At 64.2% G+C, this 25,758-nt stretch carries 21 protein-coding genes; 7 read left to right on the top strand and 14 right to left on the bottom strand.

Annotation, left to right across the window (positions count from 1 at the left end; all coding sequences use genetic code 11):
• Window positions 1-72: 72 nt before the first annotated feature.
• From TSA1_RS17405 to TSA1_RS17385, 5 genes are all read left to right on the top strand, one after another.
• A complete protein-coding gene (locus tag TSA1_RS17405; RefSeq protein ID WP_245448319.1) occupies window positions 73-1,230 on the top strand; it encodes a serine hydrolase domain-containing protein in 1,158 nt (385 codons plus the stop codon).
• Between the two features lie 716 nt (window positions 1,231-1,946).
• Window positions 1,947-2,978 carry a TRAP transporter substrate-binding protein gene (locus tag TSA1_RS17400; RefSeq protein ID WP_100177427.1) on the top strand — a complete coding sequence of 344 codons (1,032 nt, stop codon included), beginning with the start codon at window positions 1,947-1,949 and terminating at the stop codon, window positions 2,976-2,978.
• 30 nt (window positions 2,979-3,008) lie between these two features.
• Entirely contained in the window at window positions 3,009-4,898 is a 1,890-nt protein-coding gene (locus TSA1_RS17395; RefSeq protein ID WP_100177426.1) for a TRAP transporter large permease, read from the top strand.
• Window positions 4,899-4,920: 22 nt separating this feature from the next.
• Window positions 4,921-6,570, top strand: coding sequence for an acyl-CoA synthetase (locus TSA1_RS17390; RefSeq protein ID WP_174718940.1), 1,650 nt, complete (start codon window positions 4,921-4,923; stop codon window positions 6,568-6,570).
• A gap of 250 nt (window positions 6,571-6,820) precedes the next feature.
• Complete coding sequence (locus tag TSA1_RS17385; protein ID WP_145984329.1) at window positions 6,821-8,170, top strand: autotransporter outer membrane beta-barrel domain-containing protein; 1,350 nt, start codon at window positions 6,821-6,823, stop codon at window positions 8,168-8,170.
• A gap of 40 nt (window positions 8,171-8,210) precedes the next feature.
• Here TSA1_RS17385 and TSA1_RS17380 read toward each other — a convergent pair whose 3' ends face one another.
• The 10 genes from TSA1_RS17380 to TSA1_RS17335 all read right to left on the bottom strand — a co-directional run bounded on the left by TSA1_RS17380 (window position 8,211) and on the right by TSA1_RS17335 (window position 20,454).
• Window positions 8,211-9,188 (bottom strand): TRAP transporter substrate-binding protein, encoded by a 978-nt coding sequence (locus tag TSA1_RS17380; protein WP_100177423.1) that lies wholly within the window; start codon window positions 9,186-9,188, stop codon window positions 8,211-8,213.
• 32 nt (window positions 9,189-9,220) lie between these two features.
• A complete protein-coding gene (locus tag TSA1_RS17375) occupies window positions 9,221-10,534 on the bottom strand; it encodes a TRAP transporter large permease (RefSeq protein WP_100177422.1) in 1,314 nt (437 codons plus the stop codon).
• 2 nt (window positions 10,535-10,536) lie between these two features.
• Window positions 10,537-11,169 carry a TRAP transporter small permease gene (locus TSA1_RS17370; RefSeq protein WP_100177421.1) on the bottom strand — a complete coding sequence of 211 codons (633 nt, stop codon included), beginning with the start codon at window positions 11,167-11,169 and terminating at the stop codon, window positions 10,537-10,539.
• Window positions 11,170-11,297: 128 nt separating this feature from the next.
• Window positions 11,298-12,095 (bottom strand): MBL fold metallo-hydrolase, encoded by a 798-nt coding sequence (locus TSA1_RS17365; RefSeq protein ID WP_100177420.1) that lies wholly within the window; start codon window positions 12,093-12,095, stop codon window positions 11,298-11,300.
• 13 nt (window positions 12,096-12,108) lie between these two features.
• A complete protein-coding gene (locus TSA1_RS17360; protein ID WP_100177419.1) occupies window positions 12,109-12,885 on the bottom strand; it encodes a TatD family hydrolase in 777 nt (258 codons plus the stop codon).
• A 185-nt stretch (window positions 12,886-13,070) separates the two neighbouring features.
• Window positions 13,071-14,987 carry a hybrid sensor histidine kinase/response regulator gene (locus tag TSA1_RS17355; RefSeq protein WP_161497240.1) on the bottom strand — a complete coding sequence of 639 codons (1,917 nt, stop codon included), beginning with the start codon at window positions 14,985-14,987 and terminating at the stop codon, window positions 13,071-13,073.
• Window positions 14,988-15,348: 361 nt separating this feature from the next.
• Entirely contained in the window at window positions 15,349-17,349 is a 2,001-nt protein-coding gene (metG, locus tag TSA1_RS17350; RefSeq protein WP_100177417.1) for a methionine--tRNA ligase, read from the bottom strand.
• A 110-nt stretch (window positions 17,350-17,459) separates the two neighbouring features.
• Entirely contained in the window at window positions 17,460-18,506 is a 1,047-nt protein-coding gene (locus tag TSA1_RS17345) for a DNA polymerase III subunit delta' (RefSeq protein ID WP_100177416.1), read from the bottom strand.
• A complete protein-coding gene (gene tmk, locus TSA1_RS17340) occupies window positions 18,503-19,189 on the bottom strand; it encodes a dTMP kinase (protein WP_100177415.1) in 687 nt (228 codons plus the stop codon). Before tmk ends, TSA1_RS17345 begins: the two co-directional genes overlap by 4 nt.
• A gap of 2 nt (window positions 19,190-19,191) precedes the next feature.
• Window positions 19,192-20,454 (bottom strand): D-alanyl-D-alanine carboxypeptidase family protein, encoded by a 1,263-nt coding sequence (locus TSA1_RS17335; RefSeq protein ID WP_100177414.1) that lies wholly within the window; start codon window positions 20,452-20,454, stop codon window positions 19,192-19,194.
• Window positions 20,455-20,607: 153 nt separating this feature from the next.
• Here TSA1_RS17335 and TSA1_RS17330 point away from each other — a divergent pair, with 153 nt between their 5' ends.
• Window positions 20,608-21,564, top strand: coding sequence for an alpha/beta fold hydrolase (locus TSA1_RS17330; RefSeq protein ID WP_100177413.1), 957 nt, complete (start codon window positions 20,608-20,610; stop codon window positions 21,562-21,564).
• Here the strand turns inward: TSA1_RS17330 and TSA1_RS17325 are convergent.
• The 4 genes from TSA1_RS17325 to TSA1_RS17310 form a co-directional block, all read right to left on the bottom strand.
• On the bottom strand, window positions 21,561-22,079 hold the full coding sequence (locus TSA1_RS17325) for a GNAT family N-acetyltransferase (RefSeq protein WP_174718939.1): 519 nt from the start codon (window positions 22,077-22,079) through the stop codon (window positions 21,561-21,563). The genes TSA1_RS17330 and TSA1_RS17325 overlap by 4 nt on opposite strands.
• 9 nt (window positions 22,080-22,088) lie before the next feature.
• Complete coding sequence (locus TSA1_RS17320) at window positions 22,089-22,631, bottom strand: phage tail protein (RefSeq protein ID WP_100177412.1); 543 nt, start codon at window positions 22,629-22,631, stop codon at window positions 22,089-22,091.
• A 37-nt stretch (window positions 22,632-22,668) separates the two neighbouring features.
• The gene (locus TSA1_RS17315; protein WP_100177411.1) at window positions 22,669-23,196 is read right to left on the bottom strand and encodes a phage tail protein; all 528 of its coding nucleotides are present in this window, start codon (window positions 23,194-23,196) and stop codon (window positions 22,669-22,671) included.
• A gap of 119 nt (window positions 23,197-23,315) precedes the next feature.
• On the bottom strand, window positions 23,316-23,852 hold the full coding sequence (locus TSA1_RS17310) for a phage tail protein (protein ID WP_100177410.1): 537 nt from the start codon (window positions 23,850-23,852) through the stop codon (window positions 23,316-23,318).
• 519 nt (window positions 23,853-24,371) lie between these two features.
• Here TSA1_RS17310 and TSA1_RS17305 point away from each other — a divergent pair.
• On the top strand, window positions 24,372-25,758 hold a 1,387-nt coding region (locus tag TSA1_RS17305), incomplete at its 3' end, for an IPT/TIG domain-containing protein (protein ID WP_174719312.1).

Genomic DNA, 25,758 nt, shown 5'->3' with positions numbered 1-25,758 from the left:
CTGTCCACCCGAGCTGACGCGACGGTGATGCGTCACGTGCCCGCTACCCCGCCGAACTGGAGAACGATCGCGATGGAAGCCGATGCCCCTCAGCCGGATGTGAACCTGTCGAACTGGAGGCAATCGCCTCAAAATCATCGCGCGTTCCATCACCTCCCGTCCGAAATCGCAACAGCACGCGTCCGATCCGGTAGCAAAGGAGCCCGGTTTCCGAGCTCATCGGAGTCCATCGAGGCGTTTTCGCTCCGGTTACCCAATGGCTCGTCCATGGGCCTCGAGCCGTTTCTGGCGGCGACGTCGACCGACGCCATGATCGTGCTGCACGACGGGCGGCTTGTCTACGAGGCTTATCGCAACGGCATGGAGCCTAACTCGCACCACATCGCGATGTCCGCGACCAAGGCTGTCATTGGGCTGTTGACGGAGATCCTGGCGGCGGATGGAGCAATGAGGCTCGATAGGCCCATCACCGCCTATGTGCCGGAGGTCACCAACTCGGCCTACGCAGCGGCGCGGGCGAGGGACTTGCTCGACATGCGCGTCGCTGTTCTTTTCGACGCGACGCAGGAGAAGAGCTACGCACGATCGGTCGGATGGGAACCGCCCGGCGATCCCAAGACGGATATCCGGAGCTTTTTCTCCCGGCTCGGTGGCCCGGCTTGGCCATGCGGGGGCGGCTTTACCTACCATTCCGCAAACACCGATCTGCTTGGATGGGTCATCGAGAGAGCAACCTCCGCGAAGGTGCAAGACCTGCTTTCCGAGAAATTATGGACTCCGATAGCCAGCGATGATGCCGAGCTCACCCTGGATTGGGACGGCTTTGCCCGCAGCGCAGGCGGGCTCTGTGCAACAGCCCGCGACCTGGCGCGGCTCGGGCAGGTGGTTTGCCTCGACGGATCCTCCGGCAGCGCGCAGATCTTCCCGAACCACATCGTGCACGGTCTTGCGACCGGCGGTGATCGCAAGGCGTGGAGCTCCGGTCAGTGGGGTGAATCGTTCGCTCCCATCAGCCGAAGCATGAGCTATCGCAGCGGATGGTATACGGTCGACACCGATCCGGAAATATTGTTCGCGATGGGCATCCACGGTCAGAATCTGTTCGTTGATCGCAAGAACAAGATCGTCATGGCCAAATTCTCATCCTGGCCGCAACCCGTCGATGGTCGAACGATGTGGCTGACGCATGCCGGGTTTGACGAAGTGCGCAGGTGCCTGCGATCGAGCTGATGACGCCTCGGCACTAACCTTGCCTCATGCGGCCGGGAGTAGGGTGGTGATCGACCTCCACGGCAGGCTCGATCTGGTCCGTTGCCATAGCGTGTACGGCCGCCCTGCGCCGCGTTGACTTCCAGGTTGAGCTGACCCGCCTCAACGCGGCTTGGGCGGACCTGGACGCCACCGCCTCGCCGAATGGCGACGCCGAGATCCAGCATCGGACGTCTCGAGCTTCGAGGTTCCTGTTTGTCCGTCCTATTCTGGATTGTCCGTCCTGTTCTGGCACCATGAAACCCTGCAGTCGTGCTCTCGAGCGGGAGCCGGAATAGGGCTCACCAGACTCGACGACCGCGACTTCCATTTTCGTGCTGGTCTTATGTGGAGGACGATCAGGCAAAGGGTCAATACCCGATTCGCATAAGGTATATTATGGAATATATTTATATACAATCAGATCAAATATTTAGGCGACACTCCTATCATTATTCCTTCGCTTCCGGCCGTTTTCGGTGCTCGCACCGATCGTCATCTCCGCACTTGACGGCTACTGTGCATGGGGTTGTTTTTCAAATTCTGCATCCGGCTCATCTCGCCGAAAGCCGATATTGCCGTCACCTTGTCCGGCTGCAATAAGCGAGACCTCGCGAGATCGCAGATGACCTTCTGACCTGACGTCCGTATAGGTTTGCATCTCAGAACAACAACAAACCTTCCGAGGAAGCAGACCCATGGTCTTTTCGACGCGCTTTTCCCGACGCACGCTTCTCAAGGCCTCCGCCGCGACCGCGGTCCTGGGCGGCCTCAGTGCGCCCCATGTGGCCCGCGCCCAGAGCGCCGAGTTCACCTACAAATACGCCAATAACCTGCCCGATACCCATCCGCTGAACGTCCGCGCCAAGGAGATGGCGGCGGCGATCAAGAGCGAGACCAACGGCAAGTTCGACCTCCAGATCTTCCCGAACAACCAGCTCGGTTCCGACACCGACATGCTGAGCCAGATCCGCTCCGGCGGCGTCGAGTTCTTCACGCTGTCCGGCCTGATCCTGTCGACCCTGGTGCCGGCGGCGTCCATCAACGGCATCGGCTTCGCGTTCCCGGATTACGACACGGTCTGGAAGGCCATGGACGGCGACCTCGGCGCCCATGTCCGCGGCGAGATCAAGAAGGCCGGCCTCGAGGTCATGGACAAGATTTGGGACAACGGCTTCCGCCAGACCACGTCCTCGACCAAGCCGATCACCGGGCCCGACGACCTCAAGGGCTTCAAGATCCGCGTGCCGGTGTCGCCGCTGTGGACCTCGATGTTCAAGGCGTTCGACGCCGCGCCCGCCTCGATCAATTTCAGCGAGGTCTATTCGGCGCTCCAGACCAAGATCGTCGAAGGCCAGGAGAACCCGCTGGCGATCATCTCGACCGCCAAGCTGTACGAGGTGCAGAAATACTGCTCGCTGACCAACCACATGTGGGATGGCTTCTGGTTCCTGGCCAACCGCCGAGCCTGGGAAAAGCTGCCTCAGGACGTGCGCACCATCGTCGCCAAGAACATCAATGCCGCTGCCGTCAAGGAGCGTGAGGACACGGCCAAGCTCAACGCCAATCTGCAGCAGGAGCTGGCGACCAAGGGCCTGACCTTCAATCAGCCGGCCGTGGCGCCGTTCCGCGACAAGCTGCGCACCGCCGGCTTCTACGCCGAGTGGAAGGGCAAGTATGGCGACCAGGCCTGGGACCTCCTGGAAAAGGCCGTCGGCAAGCTGTCGTAACGTGTCGGGGCCGTCGAGGTTCGTATCAGGATGGCTCATGTCGAGGTCGAGGTGACCGCAGTGGTGGGCGAGGTGGCGTTTCAGTCCCCTCGCCGACCTTCGCTGCTGGCTTCGCTCGAGCGCATGCTCGGTCTTGCCGTCGAAATCCCGGCGGCAATCCTGGTCGTCGCCGAGATCGTGATCCTGTTTGCCGGCGTGGTCGCACGCTACGGCCTGCACCGGCCGCTGATCTGGTCGGACGAGCTCGCCTCGATCCTGTTCCTGTGGCTTGCCATGCTGGGCGCGGCGGTCGCGTTCCGCCGCTCCGAGCACATGCGCATGACCGCGGTCGTCGCCAGCGCGCGGCCGGCCATGCGGGCCTATCTCGATCTGGTCGCGACCTCTGCGGCCCTGGCGTTTCTGATCCTGATCGTCTGGCCGGCCTGCGACTACGCCTACGAGGAAAGCTACATCACGACCCCGGCGCTCCAGATTTCCAACATGTGGCGCGCCGCCGCGCTGCCGGCCGGCATCGGCCTGATGGCGGCCTTCGCCTTGCTGCGGCTGCTGCGGGCGGCCCATTGGCGGATGGTCGCGGCCGCTATCGTCAGCGTTGCCGTCATCATCGGCCTGTTCTGGCTGGCGGAGCCTTCGCTGCGGCCGCTCGGCAATCTCAACCTCGTCATCTTCTTCGTCGGCGTCGCAGGGTTCTGTGTGTTTGCCGGCGTTCCCATTGCGTTCGGCTTTGGCCTTGCGATCTTCGGCTATCTCGCATTGACCACGCGGACGCCCGTGATGGTGCTGGTCGGGCGGATGGACGAGGGCATGAGCCACCTCATCCTGCTTTCGGTGCCGCTGTTCGTATTCCTGGGCCTGCTGATCGAGATGACCGGCATGGCGCGGGCCATGGTGGCGTTCCTGGCGAGCCTGCTCGGCCATGTCCGCGGCGGCCTGAACTACGTGCTGGTCGGCGCCATGTACCTGGTCTCGGGCATATCAGGCGCCAAGGCCGCCGACATGGCGGCCGTCGCGCCGGTGCTGTTTCCGGAGATGAAGCAGCGCGGCGCCAAGCCCGGCGATCTCGTCGCGCTTCTGGCGGCCACCGGCGCCCAGACCGAGACCATTCCGCCGAGCCTCGTGCTGATCACGATCGGCTCGGTCACCGGCGTGTCGATCGCCGCCCTCTTCACCGGCGGCTTGCTACCCGGCGTCGTGCTCGCAATTACGCTCTGCATGCTGGTGTGGTGGCGCTACCGCCACGAGGACATGAGCCACGTCCGCCGCGCCACGGGTGGTGAGATCGGCAAGACCTTCATCGTCGCCCTGCCCGCGCTCGCACTGCCTTTCGTGATCCGCTACGCCGTCGTCGAAGGCATCGCCACCGCCACCGAAGTGTCCACCATCGGCATCGTCTATGGCGCCCTGGTCGGCCTGCTCGTCTACCGCCGCTTCGACTGGCGGCGGCTGTTTCCGATGCTGGTCGAGACTGCGGCGCTGTCGGGAGCCATCCTGCTGATCATCGGCACCGCGACCGGCATGGCCTGGGGCCTGACCCAATCCGGCTTCTCGCGCTCGCTTGCGGCGGCCATGACCGGACTGCCCGGGGGAGCTGCGACCTTCATCGCCGTCTCGATCCTGGCCTTCACCATTCTCGGCAGCGTGCTGGAGGGCATTCCGGCAATCGTGCTGTTCGGACCGCTGCTGTTTCCGATCGCCCGGGCCGTCGGCGTGCACGAGGTGCACTATGCGATGGTGATCATCCTCGCCATGGGCATCGGACTATTCGCCCCGCCCTTCGGCGTCGGCTATTATGCCGCCTGCGCCATCGGACGCGTCGATCCGGCAGAAGGCATCAAGCCGATCTGGGGCTATCTGCTGGCGCTGCTGGTGGGATTGATTGTCGTCGCGATCTTCCCCTGGATCTCGATTGGATTCCTTTGAGGCGTTTTGACGGAGGGTGTCGATGAGTGAGCGGCAGAACCAGTACGATATCGGTCTCGACAAGACGCCCGCCAATTACGTGCCGCTGAGCCCGCTGAGCTTTCTCGCGCGCAGCGCCGCCGTTTATCCCGATCACGTCAGCACGGTCTATGAGGGCCGCAGCTTCACCTGGGCGCAGACCCATGAGCGCTGCAGGCGTTTTGCGTCCTGGCTCGCCGGCAAGGGCATCGGCGTCGGCGACACGGTCGCGGCGATGCTGCCGAACATTCCGGCGATGAACGAGGCGCACTTCGCCGTGCCGATGACCGGCGCCGTGCTCAACGCGCTGAACATCCGCCTCGATGCGCCCTCGATCGCATTCCAGCTCGACCACGGCGGCGCGAAAATCATCCTGGTCGATCCCGAGTTTTCGGGTGTCGTCACAGACGCGCTGGCGCAGATGAAGGGCCCGAGGCCGTTCGTGGTCGACGTCGACGACGCATCGTTCAAGGGCGGCAGCCGGATCGGCGAGATCGAATATGAAGCGGCCGTCGCGCAAGGCGACCCATCCTTCGCGGCGATCCCGCCGAAGGACGAATGGGATGCGATCGCGCTGAGCTACACCTCGGGCACGACGGGAAATCCCAAGGGCGTCGTCACCCATCATCGCGGCGCGTACCTCAACGCCGTCAGCAACATCCTCGCCGGCAATCTCGGCCAGCATCCGGTCTATCTCTGGACGCTGCCGATGTTCCACTGCAACGGCTGGTGCTTTCCGTGGACCATCGCGGCATCGGCCGGCATCAATGTCTGCCTGCGCAAGGTCGAGCCGACGAAGATCTTCGACCTGATCAAGCAACACGGTGTCACCCACATGTGCGGCGCGCCGATCGTGTATAACGTGCTGATCAACGCCCCCGATGCGCCCAAAGGCAAAGCCGCGCGCCGCGTCGTCGGCCTGATCGCCGGTGCCGCGCCGCCGGTCGCCGTGCTGGAAGGCGCCGAAAGCATCGGCATCAAGCTGACTCATGTCTACGGCCTGACCGAGGTCTACGGCCCCGCCTCCGTCTGCGCCGAGCAGCCGGGCTGGGACGAGCTTCCGCCTGCGGAGCGCGCGCGCATGAAACGCCGGCAGGGCGTGCCCTACCCGCTCCAGGAACGCGTTACCGTCATCGATCCGCAGACCATGCAGGAGGTGCCGCGCGATGGCGAGACCATCGGCGAGGTCATGTTCCGCGGCAACATCGTGATGAAAGGCTATCTCAAGAACGAGAAGGCGACCACGGAAGCGTTCGAAGGCGGCTGGTTTCACACCGGCGATCTCGGCGTGCTCGACGAGCACGGCTACGTCATCATCAAGGACCGCTCCAAGGACATCATCATCTCCGGCGGCGAGAACATCTCCTCCGTCGAGGTCGAGGACATTCTCTACAAGCACCCGGCCGTGCTGTTTGCCGCAGTGGTCGCAAAACCCGATCCGAAATGGGGTGAAGTGCCTTGCGCCTTCGTCGAGCTGAAGGACGGCGCCAGCGCCAGCGAAGCCGACATCATCGCCTTCTGCCGCAGCCACATGTCGGGCTTCAAGACGCCGAAGGCCGTCGTGTTCGGACCGATCCCGAAGACCTCGACCGGCAAGATCCAGAAATTCCTGCTGCGCAGCGAGGTCGGATCGGCGAAGGCGATCACGGCCTGAGCCTGCCGGGCCGCAGACACATTTGGAAACATAGACTGCGTATTCGCGACATGCGTCGCATCGCCGGACATCGTTTGCGCGCCTTCGACGACATCGCGACACGTCAGGAAAAGATTGGAAAACCTTAGAGACGCATTTACGATTCCACCTCACCGGATTCGCTGATTCCAGAAGATTCGCCGCGCGGGCTGCGCGGCTGGCGACCGGCGCGGTTGGGGCGCTTCATGCGGTTGGTGTCGTGAGCACGGACGTGCGTGTCCGTCTGGCGCTGCTGCTGTTGGCAGCTGGCCTGCTGCTGCCGAAGCCGGCCGTAGCGCAAACCATGCGCGAGTTCGGCGCGTTTGCGGGTGCGCCAGGGTTGGGGCCCGGCAATTCGAATGCGCCGGGCTACAACAATTTCTCAGGCACGGCGTTTGGCGGCCCGCCGCCGGCAGCATTCCCAGGCGCATCGTTCGGCAATGGCGGCGGCGGCATGCAGGCGGCCTATGGCTGGAATGGCGAGCCGCCCGGCTTTGCCGGCGCGGCCCGCTTCGGTATGCAGCAAGCCTTCGGCGGCGGCGATCGCATCCCGCAGGCCGAGACGGCCCAGGCGACGTTTCTTGCGATGAGGCAGTTCGCGCAGACCCTGCTCGACCCCGCCATTGACGGGCGCGGCGTTGGGCCCGCCGGGATCGACGCAGAACTCACGGCCTACGCCGATATCGGCAACGAGCGGACGCATGGCGGCATCGGACGCGAGGCCTATGGGGCGATCTACGGCAAGCCCTCGCCGGCGGCACCACATTGGAGCGTCTGGGCGGCCGGCTTTGGCGGTTCGCAGGTGTCGAGCGGCGGCAACGGATCGACCAGCCGGAGTTTCGGCACCGTGGCCGGGGCCGATTATTCTCTTTCGCCGCAGACACGCATGGGCTTTGCTCTCGCCGGCGGCAACACCGGCTTTGCCAGCAATTTCTCGAGCGGCCGCTCCGACCTCTTCCAGGCCGGCGGCTTCGTCAGGCACGCGGTCGGGTCGGCCTATGTCACGACTGGGCTCGCCTATGGCTGGCAGGCCATCACCGGCGACTATCAGGTCACGCCGGCGGGCACGGACCCGCTCAACGCAGTGGTCAACGCCAACGCCTATTCCGGCCGCCTCGAGGGCGGTTATCGCGTGGCCACGCGCTGGCTCGGCATCACGCCCTATGCGGCCGCGCAGATCACCAGCTTCCACCTGCCCTCAAATGCCGCGCAGCCGGCCCCGATGGCCGACAGGTCCGCGACGGCGCCCGCCAGCACCAGCTTCACCGACAGCCGCACCGAGCTCGGTTTGCGCATGAGCACGTCCGTAGCGCTGTTCGGCGGCATGATGGGCCTGCGCGGGCGGCTCGCCTGGGCGCATGATTTCAGCGCGGGACAGTCGATTCCGGCGGCGTTCCAGGCCTTGCCGGGTCAGGCACTGGTCGCGGGCAACGCCGCATTGGCGCCAAATGCAGCGCTGGCAGGCGTTGCGATCGAGCTGCGCGACCTGAACGGCTGGTCCGCCACGGCCAATTTCGACAGCGAGGTGTCGGACCTGCTACGCTCCTACACCGGCAGGGCCACGCTGCGTTACGCATGGTGACCCCGCCTCGAAATCGAGCCGGGCGAAAGGCCGCCCGTCCTTACATCTTCTTGTAGGCGTCGACGATCGCCTGGCCGTCCGCCCCGGCCTTCTTGAGCCAGTCGGCCGTGAGCTGCTCGCCGATCTTCTGGAAGCCGGCCTTGAGCGCCGGGCTTGGCGGCTCGACGTTCATGCCTTTCGCCTTGAGCTGATCGAGGTACCAGGTGCTCTTGTCCTGCCAGGCCTTCCAGCCGCGGGTCTCCGCCGTCGCAGCGGCCTTGAGGATCGCCTCCTGGGTCGGCTTGTCGAGCGCTTCGAACGCTGCCTTGTTGACGAACGTGTAGTCCTTGGGGATCCAGGCCTGCACGTCATAGAAATACTTCAGCGACTCCCACGCCTTCGCGTCGTAGCCCGTGCCGCCCGACGACATGAAAGAATTCACCACACCGGTCGCGAGCGCCTGCGGCAATTCCGCCGCCTGGATCGTGACCGACTGCGCGCCGACCAGTTCGCCGATACGCGCGGTACCGACATTGTAGGCCCGCCATTTCAGGCCCTTCATGTCCTCGACCGTGGCGAGCGGCTTGTTGACGTAGACCCCCTGCGGCGCCCAGGGCACGACGAACAGCAGCTTGAGCCCCTGCGCGTCGAGCTTCTTGGCGATCGCAGGCTTGGAGGCCTGATACAGCTTCATCGCGTCCGGGAAGCTGGTCGCCAGGAACGGGACGACGTCGATGCCGAACAGCGGATCCTCGTTCTCGTGGATCGAGAGCAGCACCTCGCCCATCTGCGCCTGCCCGGTCATCACCGCGCGCTTGATATCTGGCGCCTTGAACAGCGAAGCACCGGGATGAACCGTGATCTGGAGCTTGCCGGACGTGGCGGCATCGACATCCTTGGCGAAGGCGACGAGATTTTCGGAGTGCGGGTTGTCCGCCGGATATGCCGCCGGCAAATTCCATTTGGTTTGGGCCAAGGCGGGGGTCGCAATCGCCATAACGCCCGCGATCAAGGACGCGTGCAATAAACGAGACATCATCGGACTTCTCCTCACATTCGATTTGATTACGCTCAGTCTGGGAAAGCGAGCTTGGGCAGGAACATCACGATTTGCGGATACTCCGTGATGATGAACACCGCGGCGAGCAGCAGGACGAAGAACGGAAATGCCGCGCGCGCAACCGTGAACGTGTCGCGTCCACTCATGTTCTGCAGCACGAACAGATTGAAGCCGACCGGCGGCGTGATCTGCGCCATCTCGACGTGGATGATGAGGTAGACGCCGAACCAGACCAGGTCGAGACCGGCCTGCTTGACCATCGGCAGCACGATGACGGCGGTCAGCACGATCATCGAGATGCCGTCGATCAGGCAGCCGAGGATGATGTACATGATGCTCAGATACAGCGCGAGCATGCCCGGCGTGAGCTGCTGCCCCTGCACCCAGGTGGCGAGTGCGGCCGGAATGCCGGTATAGGCCATCGCCGCCGTGGTGTACGCCGCGCCTGCCAGGATCAGCATGATCATGCAGGTCAGGCGCGTCGCGCTCATGATGCTCTCGAGGAAGTTCTTGCGCGTGAGCGTGCCGCTCCACCACGCCAGCAGCAGCGCGCCCGTCACACCCCACGCAGCGCATTCCGTGGCGGTCGCGAAGCCCAGCACCAGCGAGAGGAACACCGCCATGATCAGCAGCAGACAGGGCGCGAGCTTCGCCGACTCCTGCAGCTTCTTCCGGAATAGCATCGGCGGATCGCGCGGCGGAACCTTGTTGGGATTCAGCAGCGACCAGATGATGATGTAGCCCGAATAGAGCACCATCACGAGCACGCCCGGCAGGAAGCCGCCGAGGAACACCTGAAGCACGGAGACATTCGCCGTGACCGCGTAGACCACCATGGGGATCGAGGGCGGGATCAAGAGACCGAGGGTCCCCGAGCCTGCGAGTGAGCCGAGGCTCAAGCCCTTGTCGTAGCCACGCTTGTCGAGTTCGGGCAGCGCGATCTTGCCGATCGTCGCGCAGGTCGCGGCCGACGATCCCGAGACGGCGGCGAAGATGCCGCAGCCGATCACGTTGACATGCGTCAGGCGCCCGGGGAGCCACTGGACCCAGGGCGACAGTCCCCGGAACATTTCTTCCGACAATTTGGTACGGAAGAGGATCTCCCCCATCCAGATGAACAGCGGCAGCGCGGCCAGCGTCCACGACGAGCTGGCGCTCCAGGTGGTGGTGGCAAGCACGGCGCCGAGCGGCAAGCTGGTCGTCAGCGCCATCGCCACGAAGCCGACGAGCCCGAGCGAGACCGCGATCCAGACGCCGCTTCCCAGCAGCAGGATCATGACGCCGAGCAGGACGAACGACAGCTCGATCATGCCAAGATTGGCCATGGTCAACCCCCGCCGCCCTGCGAGATGCGTTCGACGAATTCTTCCGGCGTCTCGTCGGGCGAGCCCAGCTCGTAGCTCGGCCGGTTGCCACTGACGACGCTGATCATCTCATCGATCAGCGCGATCGACAGGATCGCGAGACCGCCGGCGAAACCGAGTTGCGGAATCCAGAGCGGAAGCGCGACCACACCCTGCGCCACATCGTTGAAGCGCCAGGAATCGTAGGTCATCTGCACGGCATAGCGGGTGAAATAGAGAATGAAGGCGGTGGCGATACCGAGCGCCACGATCTCCGCGATCCACTTGGTCCGCCCGTGCAGCCGTTCCAGCAGCAAGCCGACGCGGATCATCTCTCCCCGCTTGAAGGTATGCGCCAGGCCGAGAAAGGCCATCGCGGCCATGCACCAGGACGCAAAATCGTCACCGGCGGGAATGTTGATCGCAAATTGGCGGCCGACCGACATGGTCATCATGATCGCAAAGATCGCAACCAGGAAGACGCCGGCGGCGTAGCCTGCTCCGAGATAAAGGAGATCCAGCGCACGGCGCACCGGTCCCCCAGCCGTTAGGTCATCCCCTGCCACGCAATCCCCATCTTCATACGAGGCGTTTCGGTCGACCCGGCGATCACGCATCGCTCGCCGCCGATCCAGCCTCAATATCGCCCTTGGCCAACGCCTGTCTTTCAGACGTTAGATCAACATGATGGGGCCGATGCAAGCAAGGACTATGCCTGCGGTGCGGCGGAATTTCTACCGCAGGTTCAGCGCGTCTCCAGCCGCAGCCCGTCATAGGCCGGCACCACGCCGGCGGGCAGCGATTGCCTGATGACCTCGTAGTCGACGTCGGCGGTCATGTTGGTGATGACGGCGCGCTTCGGCTTGAACCGCTCGATCCAGGACAGCGCGTCGTTGATGCTGAAATGGCTGACATGGTTGGTGTAGCGCAGCCCGTCGACGATCCAGAGGTCGAGATTCTCCAGTGCACCCCAGCTCTCGCGCGGGATGTCATTGAGGTCGGGCGTGTAGGCGGCGTCTCCGATACGATAGCCGAGCGCGGGAATGGCGCCGTGCTGAACCAGGAACGCCGTCATCGTCACCGCGCCGCCCTTCCCCAGGATGATCTGGCTCTCGCCCGCCTCGATCGAATGCCGCGTCAGGATCGGCGGGTAGTCGCTGCCCTCCGGCGAGATGAAGCAATAGGAGAACCGCGCCATGATGTCCTTGGCGGTCGACTGGTTGAAGTAGGTCGGGATGCGGCGGCGCATATGCATCACGACCGAACGCAGATCGTCCATGCCGTGGGTCTGGTCGGCGTGCTCGTGCGTCAAGAAAACCGCGTCGATGTGGTCGACATTGGTCGAAAGCAATTGCTCGCGCAGATCCGGCGAGGTGTCGATCACGATGCGTGTGGTGCCGTGCTCGGAGGTCCGCTCCACCAGCAGCGAGCAGCGGCGACGGCGGTTCTTGGGATTGTTGGGATCGCAGGCGCCCCAACCGAGCGCCGGGCGCGGTACGCCGGCGGAGGAGCCGCAGCCCAGGATCGTCAGCGTCAGCGCCATGCGGCTCCCAATTTCAAGCTTTCACCTTCGAGAACAGGCGGAAGAAATTCTCGGTGGTCTGACGCGAGATTTCATCGAGCGACACGCTGCGTGTCTCGGCCAGCACCTTTGCGACCTCGATCACATAGGCCGGCTCGTTGCGTTTGCCGCGGAACTTGCCCGGCGCAAGATAGGGCGAGTCCGTTTCGACCAGGATGCGATCGGATGGCAATTCGGCAGCAAGCGCGCGCAAGGCTTCCGACTTCTTGAAGGTCAGGATTCCCGTGAATCCGACATAGAGCCCGAGCGACACCGCCTTCAGCGCCAGCTCACGCCCGCCCGTGTAACAATGCAGCACGGCGCGAAACGAACCCTTTGCCGCCTCGTCTTCCAGGATGCGGGCGCAGTCCTCGTCAGCTTCGCGGGTGTGGATCACCAGCGGCAGGCCGGTGGCGCGGGCGGCGGCGATGTGGGCGCGAAAGCCCCTCGCCTGCGCTTCCGGCGAGCCGTTGTCGTAGAAATAGTCGAGCCCGGCCTCGCCGAGCGCGACGACCTTGGGATGCCGCGAGAGCGAGATCAGCTCGTCCGGCGAAATGCCGTCCTCCTCATCCGCGTGGTGCGGATGAGTGCCGACCGAGCAGTAGACGTCGTCGTAGCGCTCAGAGATGGCTAGGAGCTGATCGAGCTTTCGCACCCGAGTCGAGATCGTGACCATGCGACCGATGCCGGCCGCGCGCGCTCGCGACACGATCCCGTCGAGATCCTCCGCAAAATCGGGGAAATCCAGATGGCAGTGGCTGTCGACAAGCATTATCGAGCGTCGCTTTCCAAAACCCAGAGGTCGGCCGTCCGCGGTCCCGACCTTCGACGGTGCTGGATGGCTGTCGACGGGGGCCTCAACTCACAGGTAGGGCTAGTGCGAGGAGACGTCAACCGGACCGCCGATCGCGCGCTCCGGCCGGTTCCTGCGCGGCCAAGCGCCGTGGGCAATCAGGATCAGAGGTCCAGTGCCTCGCGCACCTTCTGCGCCAGCTTGTCGCTCCTGTAGGGTTTTTGCAGCAGATGCACCCCGGCATCGAGCCGACCATGATGGACGATCGAGTTCTCGGTATAGCCCGAGGTGAACAGAACCCGAATGCCTGGGAAGCTCTGTCCGATCCGTTCCGCGAGTTCACGTCCTGTCATGCCGCCAGACATCACGACGTCCGTGAACAACAGATCGGGCGCTCCGGAACGCGAAACCTCAAGGAGCGCGGACGGTCCGTCGGCGGCCTCCGTCACCCGATAGCCCAGGCGACGCAATTGCTGGACGGCAAACATCCGCACGTGAGGATCGTCCTCGACGACGAGAATGGATTCAGAGCCGGTCGCGGTTGGTTCCGGAGCTTGTGAAGACGGGACACCGGTCGTCGCGCCGGCTTCGGCGCGCGGCAAATAGATCTTGATGCACGTGCCGTGGCCGACTTCGCTGTAGACCTGGATGTGTCCGCCCGTCTGTTTGACGAAGCCATACACCATGCTGAGTCCGAGTCCCGTCCCCTTGCCGACCGGCTTGGTCGTAAAGAACGGCTCGAAAATGCGGTTACGCATCTCCGGGGCGATGCCGCTGCCCGTGTCGGACAAGGCCACCATGACGTACTGGCCTGGATTGACCTCCAAGTTGTGCGCGGCATAATCGTCCGAGAGATCGACATTGGCCGTCTCGATCGTCAGCTTGCCACCCTGCGGCATCGCATCGCGCGCATTGAGGACGATATTGAGAATGGCAGTCTCGGTTTGACGGATATCGGCGGTCACGCTCCACAATGACTTCGCAAGTCGAAGTTCGACTTCGACATTCTCGCCGATGGTACGCCGCAGCAGCGCGTTCATGTGCGTCACGACCTCATTCAGATCGAACGTGCTGGGCTCGAGCGCCTGGCGGCGCGCGTAGGCGAGCATCAGTTGCGTCAGGCTCGCGCCGCGCTCGGCAGCGGCGATGATCGGCTCGACCAGCTTGCGAAGTTCGTCGCTATTGATCTCCTGCTTGAGGACCTCTGCGTTGCCGAGGACGACGGTCAGCAGATTGTTGAAGTCATGGGCGATGCCGCCAGTCAACTGGCCGATAGCTTCCATCTTCTGCGCCTGTGCGAGTTGCGCTTCGATTCGCTTGCGGTCCGTGATGTCCTCCGTCAGGAAGGCGACGCCGCCGATGTTGCCGAGCGCATCGAACCAGGGGCGCACCTCCCAGCGCAGCCATTGCAGCCGTCCGTCGGATCTCGTGAACGAATCCTCGTCGGCATGAAGCGTCTCGCCCGCAAGGGCGCGGCGGTGAATCGCGCGCCAGCGTTCCGGAATTTCGGGAAAGACTTCATAATGTGACAGCCCGCGCAGATCGCGCCCAAGGAGACCGTAGTCGACCAGCCAGCGGTCGCTGTAGACGATGTAACGCAGCTCATTATCGAGCATCGCGATCGCGGCGGGTGAGTATTTGATGAAATATCTTAGGCGCTCCTCGCTCTCGCGCAAGGCTTCCGCTGCTCCTTGCTGGAGCGCTTCGAGAGTTCTGCGGCTGGAAACGTCCCTCACTGCAGCGATCGCGGCATACCGGTCGGCCAAAATGATCGGACTGATGCTGATCTCGGCCGGGAATTCCGTCGTGTTTTTACGACGCCCATACAGCAGCAATCCACCACCCATCATTCGGGAGGTCGGCTTCCGGAAATAAGCCTTGAGCTGATAGGAGTGTTCGCCGCGAAATCGTTCTGGGATCAGCACCTCGATCGAGCTGCCGACAAGCTCGTCGGGCGCGTATCCGAAAATGTCGGTGACGCGGTCGCTGGCGAATTCGATCACGCCAGCGGCGCTGATCATGATAACGGCGTCCGGACTGGCCGCCAGGACCCCTCTGAACCTCGCTTCGCTTTCGCGCAAATCGGCCGCTATGCGGTCTCGATGAGCCGGTCCCTGCCCCCAACTCAGGTTAAGCAGTCGCTGCCAAAATCCGGGTCTGCGCGACCTCCCAAGCTTTTTTGGCGACTTGCCGTCGTCCTTGATATCCGGTGGACCCAATTCTCACCTATCTTGCCCAGGTGCGAAAAGCAGAGTCCGGCGCTGAAGTTGCATTGATCTGGATCAATGACACGAATCGAATCGCGTGCGCGGCGTCGGTCGCGCGGCTAGCCGCCCATCTAAATACCTGTCAGCAAGGGGCTGCAGAGGTCCCGGCATCCCGCGCAAGCCCTCCCAGGCAAGCGTAAGGCCGGGCGCCCGGCGCCGAGTCTCTGAGTAGTGTTTAAGCCGTGGGCTCGATATAGCGCGGGAATGCCGGCGTCGGCGCAGGCAGCGTCGAGCCCGGCGCGATCCGCTTGGCCCCGCCGAGCATGGCGAAGGTGCGCTCGGATTCGGGGACACCGAGGCTGTCGAGCAGCTTGCCCGAAGCGGCCGGCATCGCCGGCTGGGCCAGGATCGCGATCTGGCGCACGACTTCGGCGGTGACATAGAGCACCGTTTTCTGCCTGATGGGATCGGTCTTGGCGAGCGCCCACGGCGCCTCGCCCGCGAAATAGCGGTTGGCCTCCGCGACCACGGCCCACACGGCGTTGAGCCAGTGATGGATCTGCTGCGTTGCCATGGCCTCGCGCGATGCGGCCACCATGCCGTCGGCCATCGCCAGGATCGCCTTGTCGTTGTCGCTGAATTCGCCGGGCTCGGGCAGCACGCCGCCAAGTTGCTTGGCGATCATCGACAGTGAACGCTGCGCCAGATTGCCGAGATCGTTGGCGAGGTCGGCGTTGATGCGTGCCACGATGGCCTCGTGGTTGTAGTTGCCGTCCTGGCCGAACGGCACCTCGCGCAGGAAGAAATAGCGCACCTGATCGACGCCGTACTGGTCGGCGAGGTTGAAGGGGTCGACGACGTTGCCGACCGACTTCGACATCTTCTCGCCTCTGCTGAACAGGAAGCCGTGGGCATAGACCCGCTTCGGCAGCGGGATGCCGGCCGACAGCAGGAACGCCGGCCAATACACCGCGTGGAAACGGATGATGTCCTTGCCGATGATGTGCACATCGGCCGGCCAATAGCGCCAGTTCTTGTCGCTCTCGTCGGGGAAGCCGACGCCGGTGATGTAGTTGGTCAGCGCGTCGACCCAGACATACATCACGTGATCCTCATCGCCGGGCACCTTGACGCCCCAGTCGAACGTGGTGCGCGAGATCGAGAGATCGCGCAGGCCGCCTCTGACGAAGCTCACCACCTCATTCTTGCGGGAGTCCGGGCCGATGAAATCAGGATGATCCGCATAGAGCTTGAGCAGCTTGTCCTGATACGCCGAGAGGCGGAAGAAATAGCTCTTCTCCTCGACCCATTCGACCGGCGTTCCCTGCGGGCCGAGCCTGACGCCGTCGTCGTTCACGCGTGTCTCGTCCTCGGCGTAATAGGCTTCGTCACGGACCGAGTACCAGCCCGCATAGGTGTCGGCGTAGATGTCCCCGTTCGCTTCCATACGCCGCCAGATCTCCTGGCTGGAGCGATGATGCTGCTCCTCGGTGGTGCGGATGAAGCGATCGAACGACACGTTCAGGCGCTGGTCCATCTCCTTGAAGCGGCCGGCATTGCGGGTCGCGAGGGCTGCGGCGGACATGCCCTCGCCGGCCGCCGTCTGCACCATCTTCTGTCCGTGCTCGTCGGTGCCGGTCAGGAAGAACACGTCCTTGCCGTCGAGCCGGGCAAAACGCGCCAGCACGTCTGTCGCGATCGCCTCATAGGCATGGCCGATATGCGGGCTGCCGTTGGGGTAAGCGATTGCGGTCGTGATGTAGAAGACGTTGTCGCGCGCCGGGGCGGCAATGGGCGCGGCGGCTTGCGGAGCTGCGACGGGCTTCGGCGCAGGCCGCACCTGGGGCTTCGACACTTTGGGCTTGGCAGCCTTCGGCGGCACGACGACGGCAGCCGGCGCCGCGATCGCAGCAGGTGCAGTGGCCTTTGCCGTCTTGGCTACTGTCTCCGCCGGAGCCTTCGCTGCTTTCTTGGCCGGTTTCTCGGCTGGCTTCTTGGCCGCTTTCTTCACTGCCTTCTTGGCGACGACCTGCTTCTTTGCAGCCTTCTTGCCGGCTCCCTGTGCCGACTTCGCGACGCTCTTCTTCACGCCCTTCTTGCCGGTAGCTTTCTTGGCCTTCTTGACCTTCTTGGCGGCTTTGCGCGCAAGCGCTTTCACGGCCTTCTTGGCGGTTTTCTCGGCGGCCTTCTTCGTAGCCTTCTTGCCCTTGGCGGTTTTCTTAGCTCGCGTTGCCACGACGAATTCCTTTACCGGCTTCTCGAAATCTGGAAACGAACCTGAGTTCGACTATTGATTTGCGCATGATCCTTTTCGGAAAACCGCTGCGCACTGTTCCGGATCATGCTTTAGCGCGTTGCGTCCGCCAGCCAGCCGAACACCGAGAAAACCAAGGGCTTGCGCTCCAGATTGTAGGTTTCGGTGTCGCGCGCGGCGCGGACGATCTTTTCCCATACCTCGCTTAAGCGCGCAAGGCGCGGCAGGTTCTGGTTGGCATTGGCCTCGTCCGCATGCAGCCGTTCCGCAATCCAGCGATCGATGCCGTCGATGAAGGCGGCGAGCGCGACGCGGTCGCTGGTGGGAAGCGAATCGCCGAGCGTGTGCAACTCGCGCGGATCGACCTGCGGCAGGCGCGCAAGCAGCGCCGCCGTGCGTTTCTGGAGCTTCAGCGCGTCGCCGCCGAGCAGCGTCAGGGCTCGTGCAACGCTCCCCTCCGAGGCCTCCGCCGCCTCGCGCAGCGCATGATCGTTCGGATCGAGCTCGGCCGCTGCAGCCGCAGCCCCGATCACATCGTCCGTTGCGAGCGGCCGCAGGCGGAGCTTGCGGCAACGCGACTGGATCGTGGCAAGCACGCGCGCGGGCGCGTGGCTTACCAGCAGGAACAACGATTGCTGGGGCGGCTCCTCCAAAATCTTCAGGAGCGCGTTGGCCGCATTCGGGTTGAGCTCGTCCACGGTGTCGACGATGCAGACGCGCCAGCCTTCTGCCGCCGCGGTCGAGCCGAAGAAGCCGATCGTCTCGCGCGTCTCGTCCACGGTGATCACGGTGCGCATCACGCCGCGATCGTTGGCGGTACGCTCCAGCGTCAGCAGGCCGCCATGCGAACTCGCCGCGACCTGCCGCGCCACGGGGTCGTCGGGATCGATCGCGAGGTCCTCGGCGCGCTGCACGGCTTCCGCGAGCGGCTGGCCATGAGCGAGCACGAAGCGCGCCATGCGATAGGCCAGCGTCGCCTTGCCGATCCCCTGAGCCCCGCCGATCAGCCAGGCATGCGGAATCCGGCCGCTGCGATAGGCCGCCAACAGCGCCGCCTCGGCCTCGCGATGGCCGAACAGACGGCTCGTCTCCCGCGGATGCGGAATGGCGCTTTCGCGCTCGGTCTGACGCGGGCTCATGCCGACACCACCGAAGCCGGCGTCGGAAGCAGGCGATCGCGCAGCGCAGTCCAGACGCGGCCTGCGACCGTGTCAGGGTCGGAATTGGCGTCGATCAACACGCAGCGCGCGGGATCGTCCGCGGCGATCTTGCGATAGGCCTCGCGCAGGCCTTGGTGGAAACTGAGCTGCTCGCTCTCGAACCGGTCGGGCGTGCCGCTGCCGCGGCGCGCGGCGGCGCGCTGCAGGCCGATCTCGACCGGCAAATCGAGCACGATGGTGAGATCCGGCTTGAGATCGCCGATCGTGACCCGCTGCATCGCGTTGATCAGCCCGGCCGGCACGCGGCCGAGGCTGCCCTGATAGGCCCGCGTCGAGTCGGCGAAGCGGTCGCACAGCACCCATGTGCCCTGGTTGAGCGCCGGGAGGATCACGGTGCGGACATGGTCATCGCGCGCGGCGGCGAACAGCAGCGTCTCTGCCTCGGGGCCGAGCAGCCTGCCCATGCCCGACAGCACCAGATGACGCATGATCTCGGCGCCCGGCGAGCCGCCCGGCTCACGGGTGACTCGGATGCGCAGCTTTGCCGCCTTCAGACGGTCGGCGAGCTTCTTGATCTGGGTCGATTTGCCGGTGCCCTCACCGCCTTCAAAGGTGATGAAGCGTCCGCGTCCGGACGGCCGCTGTCCCGCGCTCTCACTCATGATCAGAGCTTCTCGGCGCCTGCGCGGAACATGCCGATCACGAGCTCGCTGGCGCCGTCGATCGCCCGGCGCACGGTCGAGCCGGTGCCGATCGCTTCGGCGGCATAGACCGGCGTCTCCACCGCGATGTTGCCGCTGCGCCAGACCCTGACCACACCGACCCGCTGGCCGGCCTCGACCGGCGCCCGCACCGGGCCGCTATAGACGACGCGCGCGATCAGCTTGTCGCTGCCGTTCTTGTGCACCATCACCTTCACCGGAGTCTTGGCGACGAGCTTCACCGAGCGACTCTCGCCGCCGAACACCTTGGCATAGCCGACGGGCTGGTCGGCCGCGATCAGCGTGCGGGTCTCGAAATTGCGGAACCCCCATTCCAGCATTTTCTTGGCTTCCGTGGCACGATCCTCGGGATCTTCCAGCCCGTTGACGACGACGATCAGCCTCGTCCCGTTCTGCACCGCCGAACCGACCATGCCGTAGCCGCCTTCCTTGGTGTAGCCGGTCTTGAGGCCGTCGGCGCCTTCCATCGAATTGAGCAGCGGATTGCGGTTGGGTTGGCGGATCTTGTTCCAGGTGTACTCCTTCTCGCCGAACAGTTTGTAGAATTCGGGGAAGTCCAGGATGATGTGCCGGGCGAGGATTCCGAGTTCGCGCACGGTCATTTTGTTGGCGGGGTCGGGCAACCCGTTGGAGTTGCCGAAGGTCGATCTGGTCATGCCGAGCTCGCGGGCGCGCTTGGTCATGAAGTCGGCCGCGAAGATCTTCTCGTTGCCCGCCATGGCTTCGGCGAGCGCGATGCAGGCGTCGTTGCCGCTCTGGATGATCGCGCCGTGCAGGAGATCGTCGACCGAGACCTTGCTGTTGATGGCGGCGAACATGGTCGAGCCGCCCGAGGGCGCGCCGCCCCGGCGCCAGGCGTTCTCACTGATCCGGTACTCGTCGGTCAGCTTGATGTCGCCCTTCTTGATCGCATTGAAGACGACCTCCGCCGTCATCAGCTTCATCATGCTGGAGGGCGCGCGCAGCTCGTCGGCATTCTTCTCGAACAGCACGCTGCCGCTCGTGGCCTCGATCAGGATCGCGGTTGGGGCATCGCCGTCGAAGCCGGAATCCTCCGTTTTCTTCGCGCCCTGGACGCTCTGGTTCGCGGCCCAAAGCGCCCCGCTCCAGCCGATGCTTGCCGCCAGGACCGCCGCGATCAGGCCGCGCGCCAGCGCTCCGGCGGTGAACCGGGTGCGACGGTGGGAAGGAAGACGACATACCATGGCCAAGCCCTGAGAGCAGCGTTCTAACAGCTGGAATCGGTGCGAACAACGCGGGGGTTGGACACCTGCCCGAAGATTGCACGATTCTCGCCGCGCCCCTATCGTGGCACCTCATGTTTCCCGACCAAACCCCTGAAACAAGGCGGAAAAGCGATGTCCTCCACCCGCGTGATCAAGGCCAACGGCATCGATCTCTTCATCCGCGAAGCCGGCCAGGGGCCCCTGGTGGTGCTTTGCCATGGCTGGCCGGAGCTGTCCTATTCCTGGCGCCACCAGATTCCCGCCCTCGCCGGGGCCGGATTTCACGTCGTCGCCCCCGACATGCGCGGCTACGGCCAGAGCGCGGCGCCGCCCGACGTGAATGCCTATTCGATCTTCGACACGGTCGGCGACGTGGTTGGCCTGGTGCAGGCGCTCGGCGAGACCAGGGCGATGGTGGTCGGGCACGATTGGGGCGCGCCGGTCGCCTGGCACGCGGCGCTGTTCCGGCCGGACATCTTCGCGGCGGTCGCGGGGCTGAGCGTGCCGCCGCCGTTCCGCGGGCGCGGTAGGCCGCTCGACCTGTTGCGCCAGGGCGGCGTCACCAACTTCTACTGGCAGTATTTCCAGGCCCCCGGGGTCGCCGAGGCCGAGCTCGAGCGCGATGCCGCCCGCACCATGCGCATCGTGCTCGGGGGACGCGGGCTCGCCGATCCCACTGCCGCCATGTTCGTGCAGGAGGGCCAGGGCTTTCTCAGCCACGCGACCGCCGAGGAGCCCCTGCCCGCATGGCTCAGCGAGGAAGATCTCGCCTATTTCACCGAGAGCTTCCGCAAGTCCGGCTTTCGCGGCGGGCTGAACTGGTACCGCAACATCGACCGCAATTGGGAGCTGACAGCGCCTTGGCAGGACGCACAGATCCGTCAGCCCTCGCTGTTCATCGCCGGCTCCCGGGACGCCGTCATCACCGGCCTGATCGGCGCCAAGCGCGTCAACGAGCTCGAGCGCGTGCTGCCCAATCTGAAGCGAAAGCTGATCATCGAGGGCGCCGGCCATTGGGTGCAGCAGGAACGGCCCGACGAGGTGAACGCGGCGCTTGTGGAGTTCCTGCGCCAAGCGTCGGCGCGCTAGCCGATATCCTTTCTCATCGCAATGTACGCGGCGCCCGCAGCCTCCCGCTCGACAAATCCGTGCCGCAGGTAAAACCGGCGCGCCCTCACATTGCTCGCGAGCACCGTGAGCGTCAGCGCACCGACACTCTGCTGCCGAGCGCTAGCTTCGAGAGCGTCGAGGATCTTCGCGCCGGCGCCGCGACCGCAAGCGGCCGGCAGCAGCGCGATGTCGATGATGTGCCAGTGCCCGCTTGCGCAATGAAGCAGCAGACGACCGATCGCGCCCCCGTCTCGTGTGACGATCAACGAGATCGCGTCCGGAAACTGCACGGCATAGCCGTTCGTCTGGCCGCGGAATTGTTGTTCGAGAACCTGCTCGAGGATCGGCCCGGACAGTCCTGCGGCTATGAATTGCCTGCTCCTGGCCTCGCGGAACAGCTGCCGCGTGAACGGCTTATCACCGGGATCGGCTGACCGCAGGCGCAAATCCGGATCGCCAGGGACAATGTCGAGCCGCGCGCCGCCGTCGATCATGCGTGGGCGCTATGGAAAGCTCGGAAAGATACCCGCATAGGCAATGCACATGATCAGGGCCTGGGTCGGCTGCATGTTGTCGTGAGGCAGGCTCTGCCCGGTGAACGTGACCGCGTTGGGCGAAAAGGTGAGATTGCCGGGCGGATCCACGAAGCCGTTGAACACCGGATTGAGCGCGACCATGTTCATTCCCGTCCCGGGACCGGGCGCGGCATTTTGCGCAGTGTTGCTGCCCAGTTGCAGCGCGTGCGTGTGCATCGCCATGTTGTCGCCGATCAGGCTGACCTGGGAGCTGCCGATGGACTCGCCGACGACGCGCGGCTGCAATCCCGGCCCGGTACCCTGACTGATCGTCACCGCGCCGTTGAGATTGGGCAAAGCGAAGTTGGTCGTGCCGTTGCCACCGTAATTGGTGCCGATCAGCGCAAACAACGGCGTGAAGGCTTGAACGGCGACAAGCTGTCCGAAGCACGGCAGCCAGGCATTGTTGAAGCCGCCAACCGCGAAGGCAAACGGGAACGCCTGAATTTCGCCGACGTAGGGAGTTGACATGTTGCTTTCCTTGAGACGAGCCCAGTACCCGGGCGGCCTAGCCCGGTGACGGAAAAATGCCGTTGAAGCAGATGCAGTAGTTGGCGACGACGGTCGGCATCATGTTGTTGTGTCCGATGTTCTTGCCTGCCGTGGTGACGCAAGGAGCCATCGTCGCGTAGGGCGCGGCATTCATGACCGGCGCGTAAAGATTGCCGGTTGAAGCCGTTGCCAGGTGCACGGTCGGTCCCGGTGTTGCCGTGTCGGCGGTGGCCGTGGACGACATCAGCGAATGGCTGTGCACCGGCATTTCCGCTTCGATCAGCGTATGATCTTCCTCTCCCGCCATTTGGCCAAGCGCATAGGTAGGGAGGCCCTGTCCGGTGCCCTGGCCGATCGGAACGCGACCGCGCAGATCGGGGAGATTGAAGGTCTGCACTCCGTCGCCGCCATAGGTCGTGCCGATGACCGCATAAAGGACGTCGTATTGTGAGATCGCCAGCGACTGTCCGCTGCAGGCCAGCCAGCCATCCGGGACTCGCGGAAAGCCGAACAGACGTATCTCGCCGATAAACGGATCTGCCATCGCAAAACTCCCCTCTCTCTCTGTGCACGCCAGCCTGATTGTGCCGATGGACAAGACGCGCGATAGGTTCGAAGCGTTGAAATTTGATCTGGTCGGTGGAGACCCGATCCGGGGAGTTGCTAGTTTCGCGAGGGGTAGGTGCCCTGCATCGCGATCAAATAGTTGATGACGAGATAGGGCTGCATGTTGTTGTGCGGTTGGCCGCTGCCCTCGTTCACCAAATTCGTGCCGGTCGCGAGCGGGGTCTCGGCACTGCCTGCGGTCAGGAAGATATTCTTCCCGGCCGGCGCTGTGCTCGTCGCAAAAATGTTGTTGTCGGGCGGTGCACCGCGTCCCTGGCCGTTCGCAGCCGTCGCCTGGATGAGGTGATTGTGCTGCGGCAGCTGGAGCGCGGTCATGTTGACCGACACCGATCCGCCGAGCGCGCCGGCCGGATACGCCCCGGAGCTGCCGCTCGAACCAAGAATGGCGCGGCCGCGCAGATCGGGAAGCGCAAACGTCGTCACGCCGTTGCCGCCATAATAGGTACCGAGCAAAGAGAACAAGGCCTGATTGGGCTGGATCGCGAGCAGCGCTCCGTTGCAGAGCGCCCAATTCCTCGGGATCGTTGCGCCGGCGAAAGGCATGATCTGCCCCAGAACAGGCTCGTACGGCATAACCCCTCCCCCAAAAAATCAAGTGATCTGTCGCGTGACCATGCGAACGACGACGGCAATACCTAAATTAAAGAATGAAATTATAGAACCGCACTCGCTTAGATTGTTAACCAGGCTGCGTTGACAGTCAAGCAGGCGCACAACCATAAATCGACATCCCCGGCGATCATTGCCGAAGCACGCATTTGTTGCCGCAATGCCACGGTTCGCCGGAAAGTAGTCCTCCTGGATGACGTTTCGGGGCGTTCAGGCCTGCATGCGCTTGCATTGTTTCCGGCATCAGACCCTAAATGCACGCAAGAATTTACGCGATCAATTGCACAATCAGGGATTTCAGCGCGGAAGCTCTTATGTCGGGAGCTGCCGCAAGGGGGGCCGGTGAGTCACGCTTTTGCTGTGGCCGTGCCAGTAACAGCCCGGGAATGGGCGGGCTTGGCGTACAACAGCCGGACCGGGCATCGGCGCATATCGCGGACCCTTTGGCGCGCGGTTCAAAGCATCGGCCTCGCGGCCGTCTTGATGATTGGTACCATCGCGGCAGCGAATGCGGCGTGCACTGTCACGACCGGCTCGACAAACGCTGCAACGATCACGATCAACGGCACCGGCGGCGGCAACACCGTCGGTCTTTGTGTCACCAACAATTCCGTGGCGTGGGGTCTTTACGGCTCATCGAACGGCAGCAATCCCAACGTTGATGCCTTCAACAACTATCCGATGACGGCGGGAGGCCTCACCCCTACGAATCTGAGTTACACGACGAGCAAGGGAACCTACACGCTCGTTCCCGTGCCGGATGGCGGTTTTACGTCGTTTCCCGAGTACGACATCACGCTCAACTCGCAATCGGGCGGGGGAACCGACACGATTGTGATCTGGTACGCAAGCGCCTGCACGGTGGCCAACCAGTGCAATTTCAATCCCGAGCTGACTGACACGTCCTTTACGATCACCGTCAACCTTCCAACGCCAACGGTAACGGCTGTCTCTCCGACCGCGGGACCGACCGCGGGCGGCAACAGCGTCGTCATCACCGGCGCGAATTTGACCGGCACAACCGGGGCCGGCGGCGTCAAGTTCGGCGCCACCAATGCCACCAGCTACACCGTCAACTCCGCGACGCAGATCACGGCAGTCGCGCCGGCTGGGGCCGCCGGTACCGTCGACGTCACCGTCACCAACAATGGCGTGACGTCTGCGACATCGGCCGCTGACCAGTACACTTATGTCAGCCCGCCGACGGTGACCTCGGTTTCTCCGACCCAGGGCCCGCAGACCGGCGGCACGACCGTGGTGATCACCGGCACAAACCTTTCCGGCGCGAGCGCGGTCACGTTCGGAGCAACGGCCGCAACAGGCTTCACGGTCAATTCGGCGACCCAGATCACGGCGACGTCACCCGCCGGCACGGGCACGGTCGATATTACAGTGACGACCGCCGGCGGGACATCGGCAACCTCGGCGGCCGACCAGTTCACTTACGTGCCCGCGCCAACCGTCACCTCGATCTCACCGACGTCGGGTCCGGGTGCGGGCGGCACCACCGTCACCATCACCGGCACCAACCTCTCCGGTGCAACGGCCGTGACCTTCGGCGCAACGCCGGCGACCGGCTTCACGGTCAATTCCGCCACCCAGATCACGGCCACATCGCCGGCCGGCACCGGCACGGTTGATATCAGGGTGACGACCACCGGCGGCACGTCGGCCACCTCTGCTGCGGACCAGTTCACCTATATCCCCTCGCCGACCGTCACCTCGATCTCGCCGACCGCAGGTCCGACGGCCGGTGGCACGTCGGTGACCATCACCGGCACCAATTTCACCGGCGTCACAGCCGTGACGTTCGGTGCCACGGCGGCGGCCGGCTTCACCTTCAATTCGGCGACATCGATCACGGCGACCT

Origin of the sequence: Bradyrhizobium nitroreducens (genome assembly GCF_002776695.1) — a bacterium.
GTDB lineage: Bacteria > Pseudomonadota > Alphaproteobacteria > Rhizobiales > Xanthobacteraceae > Bradyrhizobium > Bradyrhizobium nitroreducens.
This window is presented reverse-complemented; position numbering and strand designations above follow the sequence as displayed.